This window comes from Streptomyces sp. NPDC090442 (genome assembly GCF_044769405.1).
GTDB lineage: Bacteria > Actinomycetota > Actinomycetes > Streptomycetales > Streptomycetaceae > Streptomyces.
The window spans coordinates 21,612-40,436 of the sequence record NZ_JBIVXW010000082.1 but is presented as its reverse complement, the minus strand read 5'-3'; the positions used below and the strand labels follow the sequence as shown (position 1 = coordinate 40,436).

General features: G+C 73.8%; 15 protein-coding genes. 6 read left to right on the top strand and 9 right to left on the bottom strand.

Annotation, left to right across the window (positions count from 1 at the left end):
• Positions 1 to 183: 183 nt before the first annotated feature.
• Positions 184 to 1,524 carry a UDP-glucose dehydrogenase family protein gene (locus ACIQU6_RS37635; protein WP_403486240.1) on the bottom strand — a complete coding sequence of 447 codons (1,341 nt, stop codon included), beginning with the start codon at positions 1,522 to 1,524 and terminating at the stop codon, positions 184 to 186.
• Between the two features lie 216 nt (positions 1,525 to 1,740).
• On the opposite strand from ACIQU6_RS37635, the gene ACIQU6_RS37630 reads away from it, so the two are divergent.
• On the top strand, positions 1,741 to 2,919 hold the full coding sequence (locus ACIQU6_RS37630; protein WP_403486239.1) for an acyl-CoA dehydrogenase family protein: 1,179 nt from the start codon (positions 1,741 to 1,743) through the stop codon (positions 2,917 to 2,919).
• 75 nt (positions 2,920 to 2,994) lie between these two features.
• Here ACIQU6_RS37630 and ACIQU6_RS37625 read toward each other — a convergent pair whose 3' ends face one another.
• A complete protein-coding gene (locus ACIQU6_RS37625) occupies positions 2,995 to 4,287 on the bottom strand; it encodes an LCP family protein (protein ID WP_403486238.1) in 1,293 nt (430 codons plus the stop codon).
• 282 nt (positions 4,288 to 4,569) lie between these two features.
• Between ACIQU6_RS37625 and ACIQU6_RS37620 the strand changes: the two genes are divergently transcribed.
• The gene (locus ACIQU6_RS37620; protein WP_403486237.1) at positions 4,570 to 5,124 is read left to right on the top strand and encodes an acyl-CoA thioesterase; all 555 of its coding nucleotides are present in this window, start codon (positions 4,570 to 4,572) and stop codon (positions 5,122 to 5,124) included.
• A 32-nt stretch (positions 5,125 to 5,156) separates the two neighbouring features.
• Here ACIQU6_RS37620 and ACIQU6_RS37615 read toward each other — a convergent pair whose 3' ends face one another.
• From ACIQU6_RS37615 to ACIQU6_RS37605, 3 genes are read right to left on the bottom strand one after another with little or no spacing between them, the layout of a single operon-like run.
• Complete coding sequence (locus ACIQU6_RS37615; protein ID WP_403486236.1) at positions 5,157 to 5,756, bottom strand: VanZ family protein; 600 nt, start codon at positions 5,754 to 5,756, stop codon at positions 5,157 to 5,159.
• Positions 5,757 to 5,795: 39 nt separating this feature from the next.
• The gene (locus ACIQU6_RS37610) at positions 5,796 to 6,248 is read right to left on the bottom strand and encodes a hypothetical protein (protein WP_403486235.1); all 453 of its coding nucleotides are present in this window, start codon (positions 6,246 to 6,248) and stop codon (positions 5,796 to 5,798) included.
• Positions 6,245 to 7,708 carry an LCP family protein gene (locus tag ACIQU6_RS37605; protein WP_403486234.1) on the bottom strand — a complete coding sequence of 488 codons (1,464 nt, stop codon included), beginning with the start codon at positions 7,706 to 7,708 and terminating at the stop codon, positions 6,245 to 6,247. The genes ACIQU6_RS37610 and ACIQU6_RS37605 overlap by 4 nt, the downstream gene beginning before the upstream one ends.
• Before the next feature lie 228 nt (positions 7,709 to 7,936).
• Between ACIQU6_RS37605 and ACIQU6_RS37600 the strand changes: the two genes are divergently transcribed.
• On the top strand, positions 7,937 to 8,968 hold the full coding sequence (locus ACIQU6_RS37600) for a glycosyltransferase family 2 protein (protein ID WP_403486233.1): 1,032 nt from the start codon (positions 7,937 to 7,939) through the stop codon (positions 8,966 to 8,968).
• Positions 8,969 to 9,029: 61 nt separating this feature from the next.
• Here the strand turns inward: ACIQU6_RS37600 and ACIQU6_RS37595 are convergent, their stop codons facing one another.
• From ACIQU6_RS37595 to ACIQU6_RS37580, 4 genes are all read right to left on the bottom strand, one after another.
• A complete protein-coding gene (locus tag ACIQU6_RS37595) occupies positions 9,030 to 10,697 on the bottom strand; it encodes an LCP family protein (RefSeq protein ID WP_403486232.1) in 1,668 nt (555 codons plus the stop codon).
• Positions 10,698 to 10,752: 55 nt separating this feature from the next.
• Positions 10,753 to 12,519: an LCP family protein gene (locus tag ACIQU6_RS37590; RefSeq protein WP_403486231.1), complete on the bottom strand. Its 1,767-nt coding sequence runs from the start codon at positions 12,517 to 12,519 to the stop codon at positions 10,753 to 10,755.
• Positions 12,520 to 12,760: 241 nt separating this feature from the next.
• The gene (locus ACIQU6_RS37585; protein WP_403486230.1) at positions 12,761 to 14,038 is read right to left on the bottom strand and encodes an LCP family protein; all 1,278 of its coding nucleotides are present in this window, start codon (positions 14,036 to 14,038) and stop codon (positions 12,761 to 12,763) included.
• 199 nt (positions 14,039 to 14,237) lie between these two features.
• The gene (locus ACIQU6_RS37580) at positions 14,238 to 14,996 is read right to left on the bottom strand and encodes a TIGR03089 family protein (RefSeq protein WP_403486229.1); all 759 of its coding nucleotides are present in this window, start codon (positions 14,994 to 14,996) and stop codon (positions 14,238 to 14,240) included.
• 128 nt (positions 14,997 to 15,124) lie between these two features.
• Here ACIQU6_RS37580 and ACIQU6_RS37575 point away from each other — a divergent pair, with 128 nt between their 5' ends.
• The 3 genes from ACIQU6_RS37575 (at position 15,125) to ACIQU6_RS37565 (ending at position 18,812) form a co-directional block, all read left to right on the top strand.
• Entirely contained in the window at positions 15,125 to 16,495 is a 1,371-nt protein-coding gene (locus tag ACIQU6_RS37575; protein ID WP_403486228.1) for a peptidoglycan recognition protein, read from the top strand.
• Between the two features lie 257 nt (positions 16,496 to 16,752).
• Positions 16,753 to 17,835 carry a sugar phosphate nucleotidyltransferase gene (locus tag ACIQU6_RS37570; protein WP_403486227.1) on the top strand — a complete coding sequence of 361 codons (1,083 nt, stop codon included), beginning with the start codon at positions 16,753 to 16,755 and terminating at the stop codon, positions 17,833 to 17,835.
• A 71-nt stretch (positions 17,836 to 17,906) separates the two neighbouring features.
• Positions 17,907 to 18,812, top strand: a complete 906-nt coding sequence (locus ACIQU6_RS37565) for a DNA-3-methyladenine glycosylase family protein (RefSeq protein ID WP_403486226.1) — start codon at positions 17,907 to 17,909, stop codon at positions 18,810 to 18,812.
• The last annotated feature ends 13 nt before the right edge of the window (positions 18,813 to 18,825 follow it).

The following is an 18,825-nucleotide window of genomic DNA, read 5'->3' as shown; positions in this document are numbered from 1 at the left end:
GGGGTGGGGGTGCCAGACGTAAAGCGAAGCAGTCTGGCACCCCCACCCCGCAGGCCCGTCACCGCACCCCGACAGCCCCGCGCAGCGGCTCCGCACCGCGCAGCGGACCAAGCCAGCCCGCGCCGCGGGCGCAAAGACAGCAACCCCCACGGCGGGAAAGCCGACAACGTGGGAAGCAATCCGCTACGCGGACGGGCGCCCAAGCGCCCGATACGTCCATCCCGCCTTGCGCCACAAGGTCGGATCGAGGGCGTTGCGTCCGTCCAGGATGCTCCGTTCGGCGACGACCTCGCCGAGTACCGCGGGGTCGAGTTCCCGGAACTCGCGCCACTCGGTGAGGTGGAGGACGACGTGCGCGCCGCGCACCGCTTCCAGGGCGCTGTCCGCGTAGCCGAGGGTCGGGAAGACCCGCTGCGCGTTGGCCATGCCCTTCGGGTCGTAGACGGTGACCTGGCCGCCCTGGAGGTGGATCTGGCCGGCGACGTTGAGCGCGGGGGAGTCGCGGACGTCGTCGGAGTCGGGCTTGAAGGTGGCGCCGAGGACGGCGACCCGGGTGCCGAGGAAGCTGCCGCCGACCGCTTCGCGGGCCAGCTCGACCATGTGGGCGCGGCGCCGCATGTTGATCGAGTCGACCTCGCGGAGGAAGGTCAGCGCCTGGTCGGCGCCGAGCTCGCCGGCGCGGGCCATGAAGGCCCGGATGTCCTTGGGCAGGCAGCCGCCGCCGAAGCCGATGCCGGCGCGCAGGAACTTCTTGCCGATCCGCTCGTCGTGGCCGATGGCCTCGGCCAGCTTCACCACGTCGCCGCCGGCCGCCTCGCAGACCTCGGCCATCGCGTTGATGAACGAGATCTTGGTGGCGAGGAAGGAGTTGGCGGAGGTCTTCACCAGCTCGGCGGTCGGGTAGTCCATGACGACGAAGGGCGAGCCCTCGGCGAGCGGGGTGGCGTAGACCTCGCGCAGCAGCGCCTCGGCGCGCTCGCTGGTGACGCCGGCGACGATGCGGTCGGGGTGCAGGGTGTCCTTGACGGCGAAGCCCTCGCGCAGGAACTCCGGGTTCCAGGCCAGTTCGACGTCCGAGCCGGCGGGCGCGGCGTCCTTCAGGCGCCGCGCGAGCCGGGCCGCGCTGCCCACCGGCACCGTCGACTTGCCGACCACCAGCGCGGGCCGGGTCAACCGCGGTGCCAGCGCGTCGAAGGCGGCCTCGACGTAGGACATGTCGCAGGCGTACTCGCCGTGCTTCTGCGGGGTGTTGACGCAGACGAAGTGGACGTCGCCGAAGGCGCCGACCTCCTCGTAGGAGGTGGTGAAGCGCAGCCGGCCGGTGGAGCCCTCGATGCCGGCGACGTGGCGGCGGAGCAGCTCTTCCAGGCCCGGCTCGTACATCGGGACCTCGCCGCGGCGGAGCATCTCGATCTTCTCCGGCTGCACGTCCAGGCCGAGCACCTCGAAGCCCAACTCGGCCATGGCGGCGGCGTGGGTGGCGCCGAGGTAGCCGGTGCCGATCACGGTGATCTTGAGGGCCATGTGGGGCTCCAGACGTCGGGCGGAAAAAGCTGCCGACCGAGCATATCCGCGCACCGCGCGCCCCCTTCCCGCCAGCCGTGCGCACCAGGGCGGACTGTCGGCAACCTCACCTATCCGCGGCCCGGCATCGGCCCTAGAATCCCTTCTCAGTAAGGGTTACTTAACGGTAGTTAGCGCTGCCGACAGCTCACAGGGGAGTGAGAGACCTTGGCGTCAGTGGGAAAGAACGCAGCCGCTGATTTCGATCTGTACCGGCCGTCCGAGGAGCACGACATGCTCCGCGAGTCGGTGCGCTCGCTCGCCGAGGCGAAGATCGCACCGTTCGCCGCCGCGGTGGACGAGGAGGCGCGCTTCCCACAGGAGGCGCTGGACGCGCTGGTCGCCAACGACCTGCACGCGGTGCACGTGCCGGAGGCGTACGGCGGTGCCGGTGCCGACGCGCTGGCGACCGTGATCGTCATCGAGGAGGTCGCCCGGGTCTGCGCCTCCTCGTCGTTGATCCCGGCCGTCAACAAGCTCGGTTCGCTCCCGGTGATCCTCTCCGGCGGCGAGGAGTTGAAGAAGAAGTACCTGGCGCCGCTCGCCCAGGGCGACGCGATGTTCTCGTACTGCCTGAGCGAGCCGGACGCCGGTTCCGACGCGGCGGGGATGAAGACCAAGGCGGTGCGGGACGGCGACTTCTACGTCCTCAACGGCGTCAAGCGCTGGATCACCAACGCCGGGGAGTCGGAGTTCTACACCGTCATGGCGGTGACCGACCCCGAGAAGCGGTCCAAGGGCATATCGGCGTTCGTCGTCGAGAAGGGCGACGAGGGCGTCTCCTTCGGCGCCCCGGAGAAGAAGCTGGGCATCAAGGGCTCCCCGACCCGCGAGGTCTACCTCGACAACGTCCGGATCCCCGCCGACCGCATGATCGGCGAGGAGGGCACCGGCTTCGCCACCGCGATGAAGACCCTGGACCACACCCGCATCACCATCGCGGCCCAGGCGCTCGGCATCGCCCAGGGCGCGCTGGACTACGCCAAGGGCTACGTCCAGGAGCGCAAGCAGTTCGGCAAGCCGATCGGCGACTTCCAGGGCGTCCAGTTCATGCTCGCCGACATGGCGATGAAGCTGGAGGCGGCCCGGCAGCTCACCTACGCCGCGGCGGCCCGCTCCGAGCGCGTCTCGGCCGGCGCCAAGGGCGAGGACCTGACGTTCTTCGGCGCCGCCGCCAAGTGCTACGCCTCCGACGCCGCCATGGAGATCACCACCGACGCCGTCCAGTTGCTCGGCGGCTACGGCTACACCCGCGACTACCCGCTGGAGCGGATGATGCGGGACGCCAAGATCACGCAGATTTATGAAGGCACGAACCAGGTGCAGCGGATCGTGATGGCGCGCAACCTCCCGTAGCGGAGTCGTCGCCGCCCAACGGGACGGGCCCCGGCCGCAGTTGCGGTCGGGGCCCGTCTTTCGTCGTCCGTCCGGTCAGTTGCCGGTGACGGTGACCGGCTCGTCGTTGTTGAGCTGCTGGACGAGCTGCTTGAGCTTGGCCTGGTCCCAGACCAGGTTGCCGCCCACGCTGCCGGAGATCGGCATGTTCATCGACTTGCCGTCGCCGCCGGTGACGCCCTTCATCGCGAAGAACATCTGGCCCAGGTCCCACAGGCTCATGTCCTTGTCCACCTTCAGGGTGTCCAGGCCGGCGCCGAGCGTCGGATAGAACGTGAAGGGGTTGAGCAGGGTGCCCGGCGTGGCGGCCTGCTTGGCGACGGCGGCCAGGAACTTCTGCTGGTTCTTGGTGCGTTGGAGGTCCTGGGAGGCGAACGCGTGCCGGGTCCGGACGAAGGCGAGCGCCTGCGCGCCGGTGAGGGTCTGGGTGCCGGCCTTGAAGTCGGCGCCGGAGTCCTTGTCCTTGAACGCCTGGGGGATGTCCATCTCCACGCCGCCGAGCGCGTCGACGATGTTGGCGAAGCCGGCGAACCCGATCTCGACGTAGTGGTCGATGTGCAGGTGGGTGTTGTACTCGATGGTGCGCACCAGCAGGCTGGGACCGTCCTCGGCGTAGGTCGCGTTCAGCTTGGTGTGCCGCCCGGTCGCCGGGAACTTCTTGCCGGAGGTCGAGCCGACGTACGAGGGGATCTCGACGTTGGAGTCGCGCGGCAGGGAGATCAGCGTCGGGCCGTTGCTGCCGTCGTGCAGGATCAGCATCGAGTCGGTGCGCCCGCCGTCGGTGGGGCCGCCGGTGTGCAGCTTCTGCTTCATCTCGTCGGTCATGCCCTCGCGGCTGTCCGTGCCGACGATGAGGTAGTTGGTGCCGTCGCCGGTCGCGGGCCGGTCGATGACCTTGCTCAGGTCGACCTCGCGGCGCAGCTTGCCGTCCGCCCAGAAGTAGGTGCCGACCGAGGCGACCAGCACCACCACGACCACGGTGATCAGCGTCCACTTGATGCGGCGGCCCCAGCGCGGGCGCGGTCGGGCGCCCGGCCCGTCGCCGTACCCGTCACCGCCCCGGCCGCGGCCGCCGCCCCCGCCGTAGACCTGGCCGGTGTTGTAGCCGTCGTAGTCGTGCTGGCCCTGGGACTGCTGCGGCGGGACGCTCGCGCGGCCGCGCGGCGAGAGCGAGGGCGGGAGCGGGGGCTCGTTCCGGGGGTGGCCGGGGCCTGCGTCGCGCCGCACGTGGGGCATGGCGCGCGCACCCTCCGGCTCGGCGCTGCCACTGCCGCTGCCGTACCGGTTGCCGCCCGGCTCGCCGGACCGTCCTTGGGGCCACTCATTCATACGGGGAAGTGTGCATCCCCGTGGGGTCCGCCCCATAGGGCGGGTACGGGATCGGGCCGGGGCTGTTGCAGAGCTGATGCAAAGCGGCCGCGTGCTACCGGGCCATACCGCACGGGGCCCGACGATTCCGGCGCGACCAGCGGAATCAGCCATTCCGGATGGTTTCCGGCACCGCGGGGAGACCCCGCTCACACCGCCGGTGAGACCGGGGTCACGCCGCCGTGGGCCCGCCCCGCCGCCGCGCCGTACGGTCCCGTACGGCGCCGGCTTACGCTGTTCTCCATGACCGACCTCGTCACCACCAGCCCGGAGGACGGCCCTGCGGGCAAGGCCACCTCCGTCTCCCGCACCACGCTGTCGCACATCATGACCGCGGCCGACACCAACCTCCTGGGGACGGTGCACGGCGGGGTGATCATGAAACTGGTCGACGACGCCGCCGGCGCGGTCGCGGGCCGGCACTCCGGCGGCCCGGCGGTGACGGCCTCCATGGACGAGATGGCCTTCCTGGAGCCGGTGCGGGTCGGGGACCTCGTGCATGTGAAGGCCCAGGTGAACTGGACCGGCCGGTCCTCCATGGAGGTCGGCGTCCGGGTCCTGGCCGAGCGCTGGAACGAGTCCACCCCCGCCCAGCAGGTCGGCTCCGCCTACCTCGTCTTCGCCGCCGTCGACGAGCACGGCAAGCCCCGCCCGGTGCCGCCGGTGCTCCCCGAGACCGAGCGCGACAAGCGGCGCTACCAGGAGGCCCAGATCCGCCGGACGCACCGGCTGGCCCGCCGCCGCGCCATCAAGGAGCTGCGCGAGCGGCGCGCCGCCGAGGGCCTCGACGACGCCTGACCGGCCCCCCGCGCCACGGCCCGGGACCGGCCCTACGCCTCCTCGGGCGCGGGTGCCGGCGCGGCACCGACCGCCCGCGGGGGCAGCGCCCGACGGCACACCGCCGCCGCCAGCTTCGCCAGGAGGGCCAGCAGCGCGCCGGCCACCGTCCCCGCCGCCGCGCACAGCACGTCGTCGATGTCGGCCACCCGGCCCGCCCGCATCAGCAACTGCGCCAGCTCGATGACGAGGCTCAGCCCCACCCCGAACAGGAACGTGCCGGCCACCGACCACCGGGGCGCGGCGAACCGCAGCAGCAGCGACACCGGGACGAACAGCGCGGTGCCGGCGATCTGCCGCCGCACCACCATCGCCACCTCGCCCGGCTCCAACTGGGCGCCCAGCTCGAACATCCCCTCCCCGGGGCGCCACCAGAACGTCGCGTCGGAGCTGCCGACCGGCTGGGTGGGGACGAGCGTGACCACCAGGATCAGCAGCAGCCAGGCTGCCAGCAGGGCGCGGGCCGTGGTCCGCGGGGCGGGCCGGTGCGGGGCCCGCGCCGACCACAGCGCCAGCCCCAGGGCCAGGGCCAACGCCCCGAGCAGGAAGAGTGTCACCGTGGTGGGGGTGACGGCCAGCACGACCTGCCACATGGTTCGCACACACCTTTCCGGGCGCCGGACCCGCCGGCGTCAGCCGCAGCTCCACTTGGTGACGAAGACCGTCGCGGTGTGCTCCATGACGCCGCGGATGCACTCGTCGGGCAGCATCTCCACCCGCCCGCTCAGCCGCAGCGCCCCGCCCCGCGTCCGCCCGCTGCCGAACCAGCCGGGGAACGCGGTGATCTGGGCGTTCTTGCGCTGGTAGCCGAGCCGGACGGTGATCTCGCCGGGTACCGGGACGTCCCGCTGGTAGACGGCGGTGTAGACGCCGGTGGTGCCGACCGGGCCGCGCAGGCACAGCCGGCCGCGGACCAGCACCCCGCAGCCGGCCGGCTCGGCCGGCGCCGCCGGGGCCGCCGCCGCGGTGGCCGCGAGCAGCGCCAGCACCGCGGCCGCGGCGGCGGCCCGGGCCAGGTGCCGTCGCCGGTCCGGCCCGGCCGGCGACGGCCCCGCGGCGGTGCGACGGGGTGCGGGCACGGTCATCGGCACACCGCCTGGTCGCCGGTGATCGCCCCGAGGGCGCCGGGGGCCGGCGTCGGCTCCTCGGCCCGCACCGCCCGCACCCCACGGAAGTCCGTCCCGACGGTCACCCGCAGCACCGGCCCCTGCCCGTTCGCCGGGCGCAGCGCGGCGCCCGGCAGCGCGGCCGCCAGCGACCGCGCCGAGCGGTCCCAGCGCGGGTCGTAGGAGACCACCGTGCGTGGCGCGGCGCCGAGCGCGGAGTCGCCGGGGGCGTCGGCGGTGGCGAAGCCGGTGGCGTGCAGCTCCCGGGTGACCCGGGCGGCCAGCCCGCGCCGCCCGGTGCCGTTGTCGACCCGCACCCGGACCCGCTCGGGCGGCACCTCCACGACGGTGGCCGGCGTCGCGCGGTCCGGATGGACGGCGATCGGCCGGTCCTCGCGCAGCGCCCGGAACAGCCGCGGCGCCCGCACCGGGTCCCAGCGCACCGTCGACCCCAGCCCCGGCACGTTCTCCGCCTCGCCGCGCAGCGGCACCGAGGCGAACTCCGAGGACGCCGGACCGAAGCCGCGCATCGCCTGCGCCAGGTCGGTCAGGTCGCCCGCGCCGAAGCCCGCGTCGGCCCGTACGGAGGTCAGCACGGCGTCCGCGACCTCCTTGAAGCGGACCGGGTTCATCAGCACCCCGGACGAGGCGATCCGGTGCAACAGCGCGGCCAGGAAGCGCTGTTGGCGCTGCATCCGGCCCAGGTCGGCCGAGGCGTCGACGTGCCGGGTGCGGACGTACTGCAACGCCTGGCCGCCGTTGAGCCGTGACGTCCCGGCCGGTAGGTCCAGCCCTGAGTACGGGTCCTTCAGGGGGCGCACGGTGCACAGGTCCACCCCGCCGACCGCGTCCACGGTCCGCATGAAGCTGGTGAAGTCGACCTCCAGGTAGTGGTCGATGTGCACCCCCGTCATGTGCTCGACGGTGCGCACGGTCAGGCTCGGGCCGCCCTCGGCGTAGGCGGCGTTCAGCTTGAGCGCGTGCCGGGGGCGGCGCCGCCCCTCGGCGTCCTCGTGGGCGGGCACCTCGGCGTAGGAGTCGCGGGGGAGGCTGACGACGCTGGCGCGGCGCCGGTCGGCGGCCAGGTGCACCAGCATCAGGGTGTCGGTGCAGTGGCAGGGGTCGCCGCCCAGGTGGTACTTCCGCTTCTCCTCGTCGGTCAGCTTGTCCCGGCCGTCGGTGCCGACGACCAGGAACGTCAGCCCCGCGCCGGCGCCGGGCCGGTCGCTCATCCCCTGGAAGGCGTCGACCCGGCCGATGCCGGTCTCCACCCCGGTGACCATGGCGTGCCCCACCCCGCTCGCGGACAGCAGCAGCGCGGTCGCCGCGGCGCTGACCCGCAGCCCCCAACGGGGCCGGCCTGGGGAACGCCGACGCCCGCGCCGCCGCCGGGGACGCCGGCCCGGCACGGTGCGGGTGGTGGGGGACGGCGCGGTCACGGGCCACCTCCGCGGTGGACGGGGACGAGGGCAGCGGGGCCGGGCCACCGTAAGCCGGTACGATCTGCTGCAAAACGCCACACACCGGGCGGGCGTCGTGCGGCCACCCGGTTGCCGTCCGAGCCGGTCGCCCGTTCGCGGTACCGTGAAGCGGAATACCGCAGTCTCCCGGCGGGCGCCGCCGCCCTCTTCAAGGCGGTTCACCGCGGGCCGTACCCCCGAGGAACCATGCCCCAGCAGCAGCTTCCGGCCGTCTCCGTGATCATGCCGGTGCTCAACGAGGAACGTCACCTGCGCAATGCGGTCCGGCACATCCTGGCTCAGGAGTACGCCGGCGAGATGGAGGTGGTGATCGCCCTCGGCCCGTCCGCGGACCGCACCGACGAGATCGCCGCGGAACTGGTCGCCGAGGACCCCCGGGTGCACACCGTGCCCAACCCCACGGGCCGCACCCCCGCCGCGCTGAACGCCGCGATCAAGGCGTCCCGGCACCCCGTCGTCGTCCGCGTCGACGGTCACGGCATGCTCTCGCCGAACTACATCGCCACCGCGGTGCGGCTGTTGGAGGAGACCGGTGCCGCCAACGTCGGCGGCATCATGCACGCCGAGGGCGAGAACGCCTGGGAGGAGGCCGTGGCCGCCGCGATGACCTCCCGGATCGGGGTGGGCAACGCCGCCTTCCACACCGGCGGCGCGGCCGGCCCCGCCGACACGGTCTACCTCGGCGTCTTCCGGCGCGACGTGCTGGAGCAACAGGGCGGCTACAACGAGGAGTTCATCCGCGCCCAGGACTGGGAGCTGAACTTCCGGATCCGCGAGGCCGGCGGGAAGGTCTGGTTCTCGCCGGAGTTGAAGGTCCAGTACCGGCCGCGGCCCAGCGTCCGGGCGCTGGCCAAGCAGTACAAGGACTACGGGAAGTGGCGGCACGTCGTGGCCCGTTACCACTCCGGGTCGATCAACCTGCGCTACCTCGCCCCGCCGACCGCGGTCTGCGCCATCGCGGCCGGCGTGGTGGTCGGCGTGGCCGTCACGCCCTGGGGCCTCGTCGTCCCGGCCGGCTACCTGGCCGCGATCGCCGCCGGTTCGCTGCCGGCCGGCAAGGGGCTGTCGCTGAAGGCCCGGGCGCAGATCCCGCTGGCCCTGGCGACCATGCACATGTCCTGGGGCACCGGCTTCCTCACCAGCCCGCGCGCGCTGGCCAGGAAGGTCATCGCCAGCCGGCGGCCGGCCGTCCAGGCGCCCGTGACGGCCGCGGAGTAGCGACGGCGGAGCGGTGACCGCGGGACGGGTGCGCGCCCCGACAGGGCGCGCGCCCGTCGCGTCAGAAGGTGTACCGGGTGTTGACCTGCATGCAGGCCGAGGAGTCCTTCTCGGCGTTCAGCGGGTCGGCGCTCTTCGGGGCCCGGTGCGCGGCGGCCGTGCCGTCACCGCCGGCGCCGCCGGACGCGGCGGGGTGGTCCGCGCCGGTCCGCCAGTCGTTGCCGACCACCAGGCGCAGCGCGGTCGTTGACGACGACGGGCGCACCGCGCCCTTGGGCAGCCCCAGCGCCTTGGCCAGCGCCAGGGCGTCGCCGCGTTGGGAGGCGTCCTTGTAGAGCAGGGCGGTGTCGGCCTGGCTGGTCAGCCGGGAGTCCGTGCGGGCGGCGGCGTAGCCGAGCGCGGTCAGCCGGCCGTGCACGACGTTGGCGCGGCCGGGGGCCGGGCCGCGGGTGCCGTCGGTGCCGTTCTGGACGACAACGTCCAGCTTGTCCTTGGGAGTTGACGGCTTCGGGTCCGGCTCGGGCTGCTGCTTCGGGCCGCCGGCGTCCCTGCCGTCCAGCGCGGCGTCGTTCCGCAGCATCGCGAAGGTCGCCTCCGCGTCGCCGGGCCTGGGCAGCACGTACCGCTCCCCGCGCCCGTACTGCCAGGGCATGGTGACCATCGTGACGCGCCCGGTCGGCACCCGCTGGAGGTCGCCGCCCAGGTCGTAGAGCTTCTTGACCGAGCCCAGCCCCTCGTCGACGGTGAGCGCGCTGGTCGCGGCCTCCGCCAGGTCCCGCAGTTGCACCGGGTCGGTGAGCCTGGTGCCCCGCTTGAGCTGGCGGATCATCGAGTTCATGTACATGTGCTGGGCCCTGGCCCGGCCGATGTCGGTGTTGTCCTCGAAGCCGTAGCGGGTGCGCAGCCACTGGAGCGCCTGGACGCCCTTGACCGCGTGGGTGCCCTTGGTCAGCCGCAGGCCGCTGCCGTGGCCCCGGCTGTCGTGCGAGTAGACGTTCCGGTCGACGCAGACCGGCACCCCGCCGACCGCGTCGGCCATGTCCACCACCCCGGAGAAGTCGACCATCATGAAGTGGTCGACGTAGATGCCGGTCAGTGCCTTCCAGGTGGCCACGGTGCAGCCCGGGCCGCCGTGTTGGAGCGACTCGTTGATGGCCCCGGTGGTCTGCGGGTAGACGTGTCCGTCCTTGGGGTCGGTGCACTGCGGGATGGTCACCCGGGTGTCCCGCGGGATGGAGATCACCGACATGTTGCTGCGGTCGGCGCTGACGTGCAGCAGCATCTGGACGTCGGCCAGCGGCTTGCGGTCCGCGTCCTGACGGGCCCCGCCCAGCTCGATGTTCTTCTCGGTGTTCCGGCCGTCCGACCCCAACAGCAGGATGTTCAGCGGGGTTTGGCCGAACGCGTTGGGCTCGGGCTTCTTCAGCCCGCCCGGGCCGAGGTCCAGCGCCTCCTTGCGGAGGTTGGCGTTCAGGTGCTGGTAGTAGAGGTAGCCGCCGACGGCCCCCGCCACCAGGAACAGGCCGAGGGCGAGCGCCGTCCAGCGCAGTGCCCGGCGACGCGGGCGGCGCCCGGCGCGGTGCCCGCCGGGCGGGTTCTGGGGCGCCGCGCCCCTGCCCGGGTCCCACCCGGGCGCGTCCGGCGGCAGCCCCTTGTCCTCGTAGCCGCCGTCCGCCCAGCCCAGCCGCTGTGGCGCCGGTTCCCCGTCCCGTACTCCGCTCTGCCGCATGCGGCATCCCCCGTGTTCTTCCGGTGCGCCCGGGGGTCCTCGGCGGGCCGCCCGGCTACTTCGCGCAGATGTTCTTGTCACCTGCACTGACGTGCTGCACCCCGTCCGGGGTTTCGGTCGGCGCCTCGATCGGTGAACCCGGCGCGGTGAAGTCCTTGCCCAGTACCAGCTTCATCGGGACCCGCGGGCCGGCGTCCGTGGCGGTCTTCTTCAACGCGCTCTTGGGCAGCCCCATCCACTCCGCCAACGTGGCGGCCTGGTCGGCCTGGTTGGGCGCGTACTCCAGCCGCGTCGCGGCCAACTTCTCCGGCGCGTTGCCGGCGTTGGTGGACAGCCGCGCCGCCTTGGAGTTCTGCAGCCAGTCCACGGTCTCCTGGGCCGCGCCGAACGGCCCGCCCCCGTTGGACACATCGACCCGCACCAGCTCCGGCGGCGCCTTCTTCACCGGCGCCGCGTCCTTCTTCGCGCCGCCGCCCTTCCCGGCGCCCTTGGCCAACGGGTGGTCCTGCTGCACCATCTTGAACAGCGGATCGGCCTTGGCGGTGTCCAGCACGACGGTCGCCTTGTCCCGCGGGTTGTCCAGCACCGGGACGGTGGCGAAGGTGATCTTCTCCAGGTCCACCCGCTTCAGGTCGTTGCCGAAGTCCAGCAGCTTCGACGCGCTGCCGATGCCGGTGTCCACCGTCAACGCCTTGGTCGCCGCCTGCGCCACGTCCAGCAGCTTCCCCGGGCTGCTGAACGCGCTCGACTTCAGCTTCCGGATCAGCGACCCGACGAACTGCTGCTGCAACTCGATGCGGCTCAGGTCGCTTCCGGTGCCCACCGCGTGCCGGGTCCGCACGAACGCCAGCGCCTGCTCGCCCTTGACCACGTGCCGACCGGCCGTCAGCTTCAGGTGCGACTTGGGGTCGTTTATGTCCTTGCCCGCGCACACCTCGACGCCGTCCACCGCGTCCGAGAGGTCCTTGACGGCGTTGAAGTCCGCCATCATGAAGTGGTTGACCTGCAGCCCGGTCAGCTTCTCCACGGTGCGCCAGGTGCAGCCCGGGTCCCGACCCTCCTGACCCAGGCTGGTGTTGAACCGCACCTGCTGCTGCCCGGGGATGACCTTGGTCGAGCCGTCCGGCTGCTTCGTCGGGCAGTCCGGGATGTCGGTGATCAGGTCGCGCGGGATGCTCAACGCCGAGGCGTTGGAACGGTCCTTGGAGACGTGGATCAGGATCGTGGTGTCCGCGTGCCCCAGGCTGCCGCTGTCGCCGTAACCGGTGTCGCCCTTGCCGGTGCGCGCGTCGGTGCCGATGACCAGGAGGTTCACCGGACCGTCGGTGACCGCCGAGTTCTCCTCGCCGACGTCGACCTTCTTGATGTTGCCGTCCAGTTGCTCGAAGACGATGTACGCGGTGCCGCAGCCGGCGACGAGGACGAACCCCACCACCCCGGCCGTCCAGTACAGCGCCTTCCGCTTCGCCGACTTCTTCGGCTTGGGCCGCCGCCGGCCCGCGGCGGCGCCGGCCACCGCCGCGCTCCCGGACCGGCCCGCGGCCCGGCGCGCCGCCCGTCCGCCCTTCGGGGCCTCGTCGTCGCCGTCGGCCTTCTGGCCGGCGCGTTGGACCGGCAGCGGACGGGTGTCGGTGTCACCGCCCGCCGTGCCGGGATCCGCCTCGGCACGTCTGCCGGGCGCCTTGCGGTCGTCGGGCCGAGCCGGGCCCCGACCCGACGGGTCGAGCCGCAACTCGTAGTTGCCGGTGTTCGGGTCGAACACCCACTGATCAGCGGGGTCGACGTTGTTGTCGCCCGCCTGCCCACGGCCTTGCGCGTCCACGGTGCCTTGAGTCCTCCGTCGGTACCACGCGGCGCCGTCCCCTCAAGGCGCTCGGTCGATCGTGCGATACGTGGTTCGGTACTTGGGTCTTTTCGGTACTTGGTGCTCGGTCATCGGCCAGCTGGTGGGGCGGACCGGATCGCTCACACTATCCGCCCAGTTCAGCGTCGGGCGACGCGCGTGACACATTCCACGTTCCTACAACTGGGCAATCCGCCCATTCCCTTCGCCGCCGGCGCGGTTATTCGCAGCCGCCGCGTTCCGCGGTACTCCCGGGAAAGGACGGCACCGAACTCGACTCCGGCGCGGGCCGTGTGCCGCGCCCGGACGGCTTGTCGTCCGCGGCGGCACGGGCGGGATCCGGCGCCACCGCCACCGGTCGATCCTTGCGCAATTGCGCGAACAGCCGGTCCGCGTCGGGCTGCACCAGTTGATCGCGATTCGGGTCCTCGGGGTACACGGTGCGCGGCACGGTCAGAAACTGCACCCGCGAGGTGGGAATGGAACGCACGCTCCGGACCAATTCGTACATCCCCCGAAGCGAAGCCAGTCCGGAGTCGGTCGTCAACGAACTCGTCGCGGCATCCATCACCGGATACAGCCGCATCGGATTGAGCAGCACGCCATTGCTCTGCACTTTCTTCACCAATGCGGCCAGGAACTGCTGTTGCCGCGCCATCCGCTGGGTGTCGCTGCCGTTGCCCAGACTCTTACGGGCCCGCACGTAACCGAGCGCCGCCTCCCCGCCCAACGTCTGCCGACCGGCCGGCAACGACACGTGCGCCTCCTCGTCCCGGACGGGCCGCGCCAAGCACACCTGGACGCCGTGTACCGCGTCCACCATGTTCTTGAAGCCGACGAAGTCCACGATGATGTGGTGGTCGATCCGGATCGACGTCATCCGCTCCACCGTGCGGATCGCGCAGGCCGCCCCGCCGTAGGCGAACGCCCAGTTGAACTGCACCACTTGGGGCGCCGACTCCGTCCCGTCGGACCGCCGGCAGTGCGGCACCTGGGTCATCAGGTCGCGCGGGATGCTCACCGCGGTGGCGCTGCGCCGGTTCGCCGCCAGGTGCAGCAGGATCGTGGTGTCCGAGCGCTGGGTGCCGGTGTCCTCCCCGTACGCGCCGTTCCCGCCGCCCCGGTTGTCGGAGCCGATCAGCAGGATGTTCTGCGCGTTCTTCGGGCCCGCCGGCGGCCGCTCCGACTCGTACTTCTGCAACTCCCGTTCGGTCGCGCTGTCGGCCCGGATGTTGTTGTTGAGGCGGGTCCAGATCGCCCAGCCCAACCCGGCCGAGGCGAGCACCGCGACGACCAGCGCCAGCGCCGCGGCCCGCAGCCAACGGCGGTGCCGCGGTGGCGGGGTGCGCGGCGGTCCCGGCCGGTCGGTCGCCAGCTGGCCGACCGGCCGCGCGGGCCACCCGGGGAACCGCGCCGGCCGCCCGGCGCCCGGCGCCCCGCGCCCGCCGCCCCCGCGACGGCGACGGCGTTCGGGCGGGATGTCGGGGCTCTCGGTCACGTGGGCGTCTCCCTCGCGGAAGTCGGCGGGACGCTCCGCGCCGGGCACCGCCGGGGAGGAGACCGCCGGACCCCGCGTCGGGGAGTGACGCACGCACAGCGCGTACGTACACCGAGCATGGCCCCCGCCGGGCGGACCGGCCCGCCCGGCGGGAATCCGCCTGCGCCGGACGGGGGAGCGGGCGGCCCGGCCGCCCTTTTCAGGAACGCGGCGCGGTGAAGGTGACCTTCTCGGTGGCCGCCCGGGCCGCCAGCGCCTCGTCGGCCGCCCGCTCCGGGTGCCGGCAGAGCACCACCGAACCGCCCGTCGCCAGCGGCGCGTACAGCCCGAACGACAGCCCCCGCCAGGTGTCGTACGCCAGCCCCGACAGCACCCGGGGCGCCGCCGGCAACCCGGCCGCCGTGGCGTCGGCCAGCGCCCGCCGACCGATCCCGGCACCGGTCAGCTCCCCGCCGTCGACGACCAGCGCCGGCGCCCCCGGATCCACCGGCACGAACGGGGCGAACCGGTCGCCCTGGCCCGGGACTTCCACCGCGTAGTCCGCGAAGCCCGCCGGCGGCTGCGGGAACCGGCCGCCCAACGGGCGCAGCGCCAGCGCCACCCGCTCCCCGGAACAGGCCCGCGCCGCATCGAGGGTGTCGGGGCCGCTGACGACCAGGTCGGCCGCGCCCGGGTCGCCGCCGACGTCCGCGACCACCCCCACCGAGGCGCAGGCCAGCAGCCACACGGCGGTCTGCCAGTGCGCGGGCAGCAGCAGCGCGAGCCGGTCGCCGGGCTCGGCGGCCAGATCGCCCTGGAGGTAGTTGGCGGTCTTCGCCACCCAATTGGCGAAGGTCGCGACGGACAGTTCCACCCGCTCGCCGGTGGCGTCGTCGTAGAAGGTCAGCAGCGGGCGGCCCGGGTCCGCGGCCAGCGCGGAACCCAGCAGGTCGGCAGGGGTGCGATCGGTGGCGTTCATCGGCGCCAGGGTACGCGCGGCGGCCGCCGACGGTCAGTCCGGTGGCGGCGCGGCCGGGCCACCGGTTCGGCCGATGCCCCGTCAGACCAGCGTTGGCGGGCGGCCCTCGGCCGTGCCCAGGATTTCCCATGCGCCCCTTCTTCGCGACCTGCCTCGGCGCCGCGTGCACGGCCGCCCTCGCCCTGCCCCCCACCCCGGCCGCCGCGCGCCCCGCGCATCCCGCCGCCGGGCCCGGCAGGGCGCGCGTCGGCAACCTGCCGGGCGCCACCCAGTCACTCCCGCTGGACGCCCTCGGCCGGGCCGCCCCGCGCGCCCCCGCCGCCCCACGGCGCTCCGTCGTCCGGGAACTGACGGCCCGCACGGTACGCCCGTTCTCCCTCGTCGGCGTCGTCTGGGACGACGCCTCGGTGGCGCTCCGGGGCCGGGCCCAGGTCCGCACCCGGGCCCGCGGCAGCGGCACCTGGTCCGGCTGGCAGGAGCTGACCAACGCCAGCGACGACGCCCCCGACCCGGGCGCCGAGAAGGCCCGCGACGGCAGCGCGGCGCGCGGCAGCACCGCCCCGCTGTGGGTCGGCGCCAGCGACGCGGTCCAACTGCGCCTCACCCTCACCCCGGGCGCGGGCACCGACCCGGCCAAGGGCGCCGACGCCGCGTCCGTCGCCGTGCGCGCCCCCGTCGTCCTGCCGCACGGCCTGCGGCTCGAACTCGTCGACCCCGGCCCCAACACCTCGGCCCTGCGCGGCGGACCGCCCGTCAGCCCCGAGGCCGCCGCCAGCGCCGCCGCCAACGCGCCGCTGGCCGCACCGGGCGCCACCGAGATCCCGGCCGCCGACCAGGCCGCCGCCCGGGCCGACATCGCCGCCGCCGGCGAGCCCGCCCCCAACGGGCCGGCGCACATCGGCGCCCGCCCCCGCATCGTCACCCGGGCCGGCTGGGGCGCCGACGAACGGCTCCGCGAGGCCCGCTTCGTCTACACCCACGCCGTCCGCGCCGCCTTCGTCCACCACAGCGCCACCGGCAACAACTACACCTGCGCGCAGGCCCCTTTGGTGATCCGCGCGCTGTACCGCTTCCACGTCAAGAGCAGCCACTGGCGCGACATCGGCTACAACTTCCTGATCGACAAGTGCGGCACCGTCTACGAGGGCCGCGCCGGCGGCGTCGCCAAGCCGGTCCTCGGCGCGCACACCCTCGGCTTCAACAACGACAGCACCGGTATCGCTCTGCTGGGCAGCTTCCAGAAGACCGCGCCGCCGCCGCCCGCCGTCGAGGCGCTCGGCCGGCTGGCGGCCTGGAAACTGGGCCTGCACAACGCCGATCCGCGCGGCCGCACCCCGATGACGTCCACCGGCGGCAACCTCTACCGCAAGGGCGCGGTCGTCCGACAGCACGTCATCTCCGGCCACCGGGACGGCTTCAAGACCGAATGTCCCGGCGCCCTGCTCTACGCCGACCTCCCGGCGATCCGCCAGACCGCGGCCCGCCTCCAGGGCCGCTGACCACCGCGCACCGGACCGTCGACAACGCCCCGCCACCGGGCCCCGTTCGCCGTGAAACTCGTCACCCGCTGGTCACTTCGCCGTCATCCGCGGCACTGAACCGATCGCCGCCCCGGCCCGTCCTAGGGACCGCAAACGCCCCGCCGGCCCCCGTCGCCCGGCTCCCGTCCCGGCGTCCCGCCGAGGGCGGCCGGCGGACCGTCTGCCTACACTGGTCCGCCCACCGGCCGACCACCCCACAGCGAACTGAGGACACAGTGACCGAAGCGATCCTCCTGGTCGGCGGCAAGGGCACCCGGCTGCGCCCGCTGACGGTGCACACGCCCAAGCCCATGGTCCCGGCCGCCGGCGTGCCCTTCCTCACCCACCAGCTCGCGCGCGCCCGCGCCGCCGGCGTCGAGCACGTCGTGATGGCCACGTCCTACCTCGCCGAGGTCTTCGAGCCGTACTTCGGCGACGGCTCCGCGCTCGGCCTGCACCTCGAATACGTCACCGAGGTCGAGCCCCTGGGCACCGGCGGCGCCATCCGCAACGTCGCCTCGCGGCTGCACTCGGCCCCCGACGACCCGGTGCTGATCTTCAACGGCGACATCCTCACCGGCCTCGACATCCGCGCCCTGGTCGACACCCACCGCACCGCCGGCGCCGACGTCTCCCTGCACCTCACCCGCGTCGAGGACCCGCGCGCCTTCGGGCTGGTCCCCACCGACGCCACCGGCCGGGTCACCGCCTTCCTGGAGAAGCCGCAGACCCCCGAGGAGATCGTCACCGACCAGATCAACGCCGGCGCCTACGTCTTCAACCGGTCGGTCATCGACACCATCCCCACCGGCCGCCCGGTCTCCGTCGAGCGCGAGACCTTCCCCGGCCTGCTCGCCGAGGGCGCCCACCTCCAGGGCATGGTCGACTCCACCTACTGGCTGGACCTCGGCACCCCGCAGGCGTTCGTCCGCGGCTCCGCCGACCTGGTCCAGGGGCGCGCCCCGTCCCCGGCCGTCCCCGGCCGCTGCGGCGACCGCCTGGTCCTGGAGGGCGCCGAGGTCGCCCCGGACGCCAAGCTGACCGGCGGCACCGCCGTCGGCCCCACCGCCCGGATCGGGGCCGGCGCCCAGGTGGACGGCAGCACCGTCCTGGACGGCGCGGTGATCGAGGAGGGCGCCCGGATCCACGACTCGCTGATCGGCGCCGGGGCCCGGATCGGGGCCCGTACCGTCCTGGACGGCGCGGTGATCGGCGACGGCGCGGTGGTCGGCGCCGACAACGAGCTGCGCGGCGGCATCCGCATCTGGTGCGGCGCCGAGATCCCGGCCGGCGCGGTCCGCTTCTCCTCCGACCAGTGACGACGGGCCGTCGCCCGGCGGCCCGTCCACAGCCGCGACCGGGCCCGCGCCCGATCGCCTAACCTGGCCCCATGCCCGCCCGCACCTGGGTACCGCCCGGCCCGTACGACCTGCACCGCACCCTCGGGGTGCTGCGCCGCGGCCCCGGCGACCCCGCGTTCGCGGTCCGCGGCGACGAGGTCTGGCGCGCCTCCCGCACCCCCGCCGGCCCCGGCACGCTGCGCTTGGTCGCCCGCCCCGCCGAGGGGACGGTCGCGGCGACGGCCTTTGGCCCGGGCGCGCAGTGGCTGCTGGAGAAGGTGCCGGAGCTGCTGGGGGAGTGCGACGAGCCGGAGCAACTGACCGCCCGGCACCGGGTGGTGCACGAGGCGCGCCGCCGCCACCCCGGCGTCCGGCTCGCCCGCACCGGCCTGGTCCTGGAGTCGCTGATCCCCTCGGTGCTGGAGCAGAAGGTCACCAGCGACGAGGCGTACCGCGCCTGGCGGTTGCTGCTCCAGCGGCACGGCACGCCCGCCCCCGGCCCCTGGGACCGGCTGCGGGTGATGCCCGACCCGCGCGCCTGGGCGCTGATCCCGTCCTGGGAGTGGCACCGCGCGGGCGTCGACGCCAAGCGGTCGTCGGCGATCCTGCGCGCCGTCCGGGCCGCGGCGCGGATGGAACAGGCCGCGGGCATGGAGCTCGCCGACGCCACCCGCCGGCTGACCGCGATCCCCGGCATCGGCCCCTGGACGGCCGCCGAGACCCTCCAGCGCGCCCTGGGCGCCCCCGACGCGATCACCGTCGGCGACCTGCACCTGCCGCACATCATCGGCTATGCGCTGACCGGCCGCCGCGGCACCACCGACGAGGAGATGCTCGACCTCCTCGCGCCCTACGAGGGCCAACGGCACCGCGCGGCCCGGCTGATCCTGCTCTCCGGCCTCGTTCCGCCGCGCCGCGCCCCGCGCTTCCCGGTGGGCGACATCGCCCGGCTGTGACCGGGGCGACGCC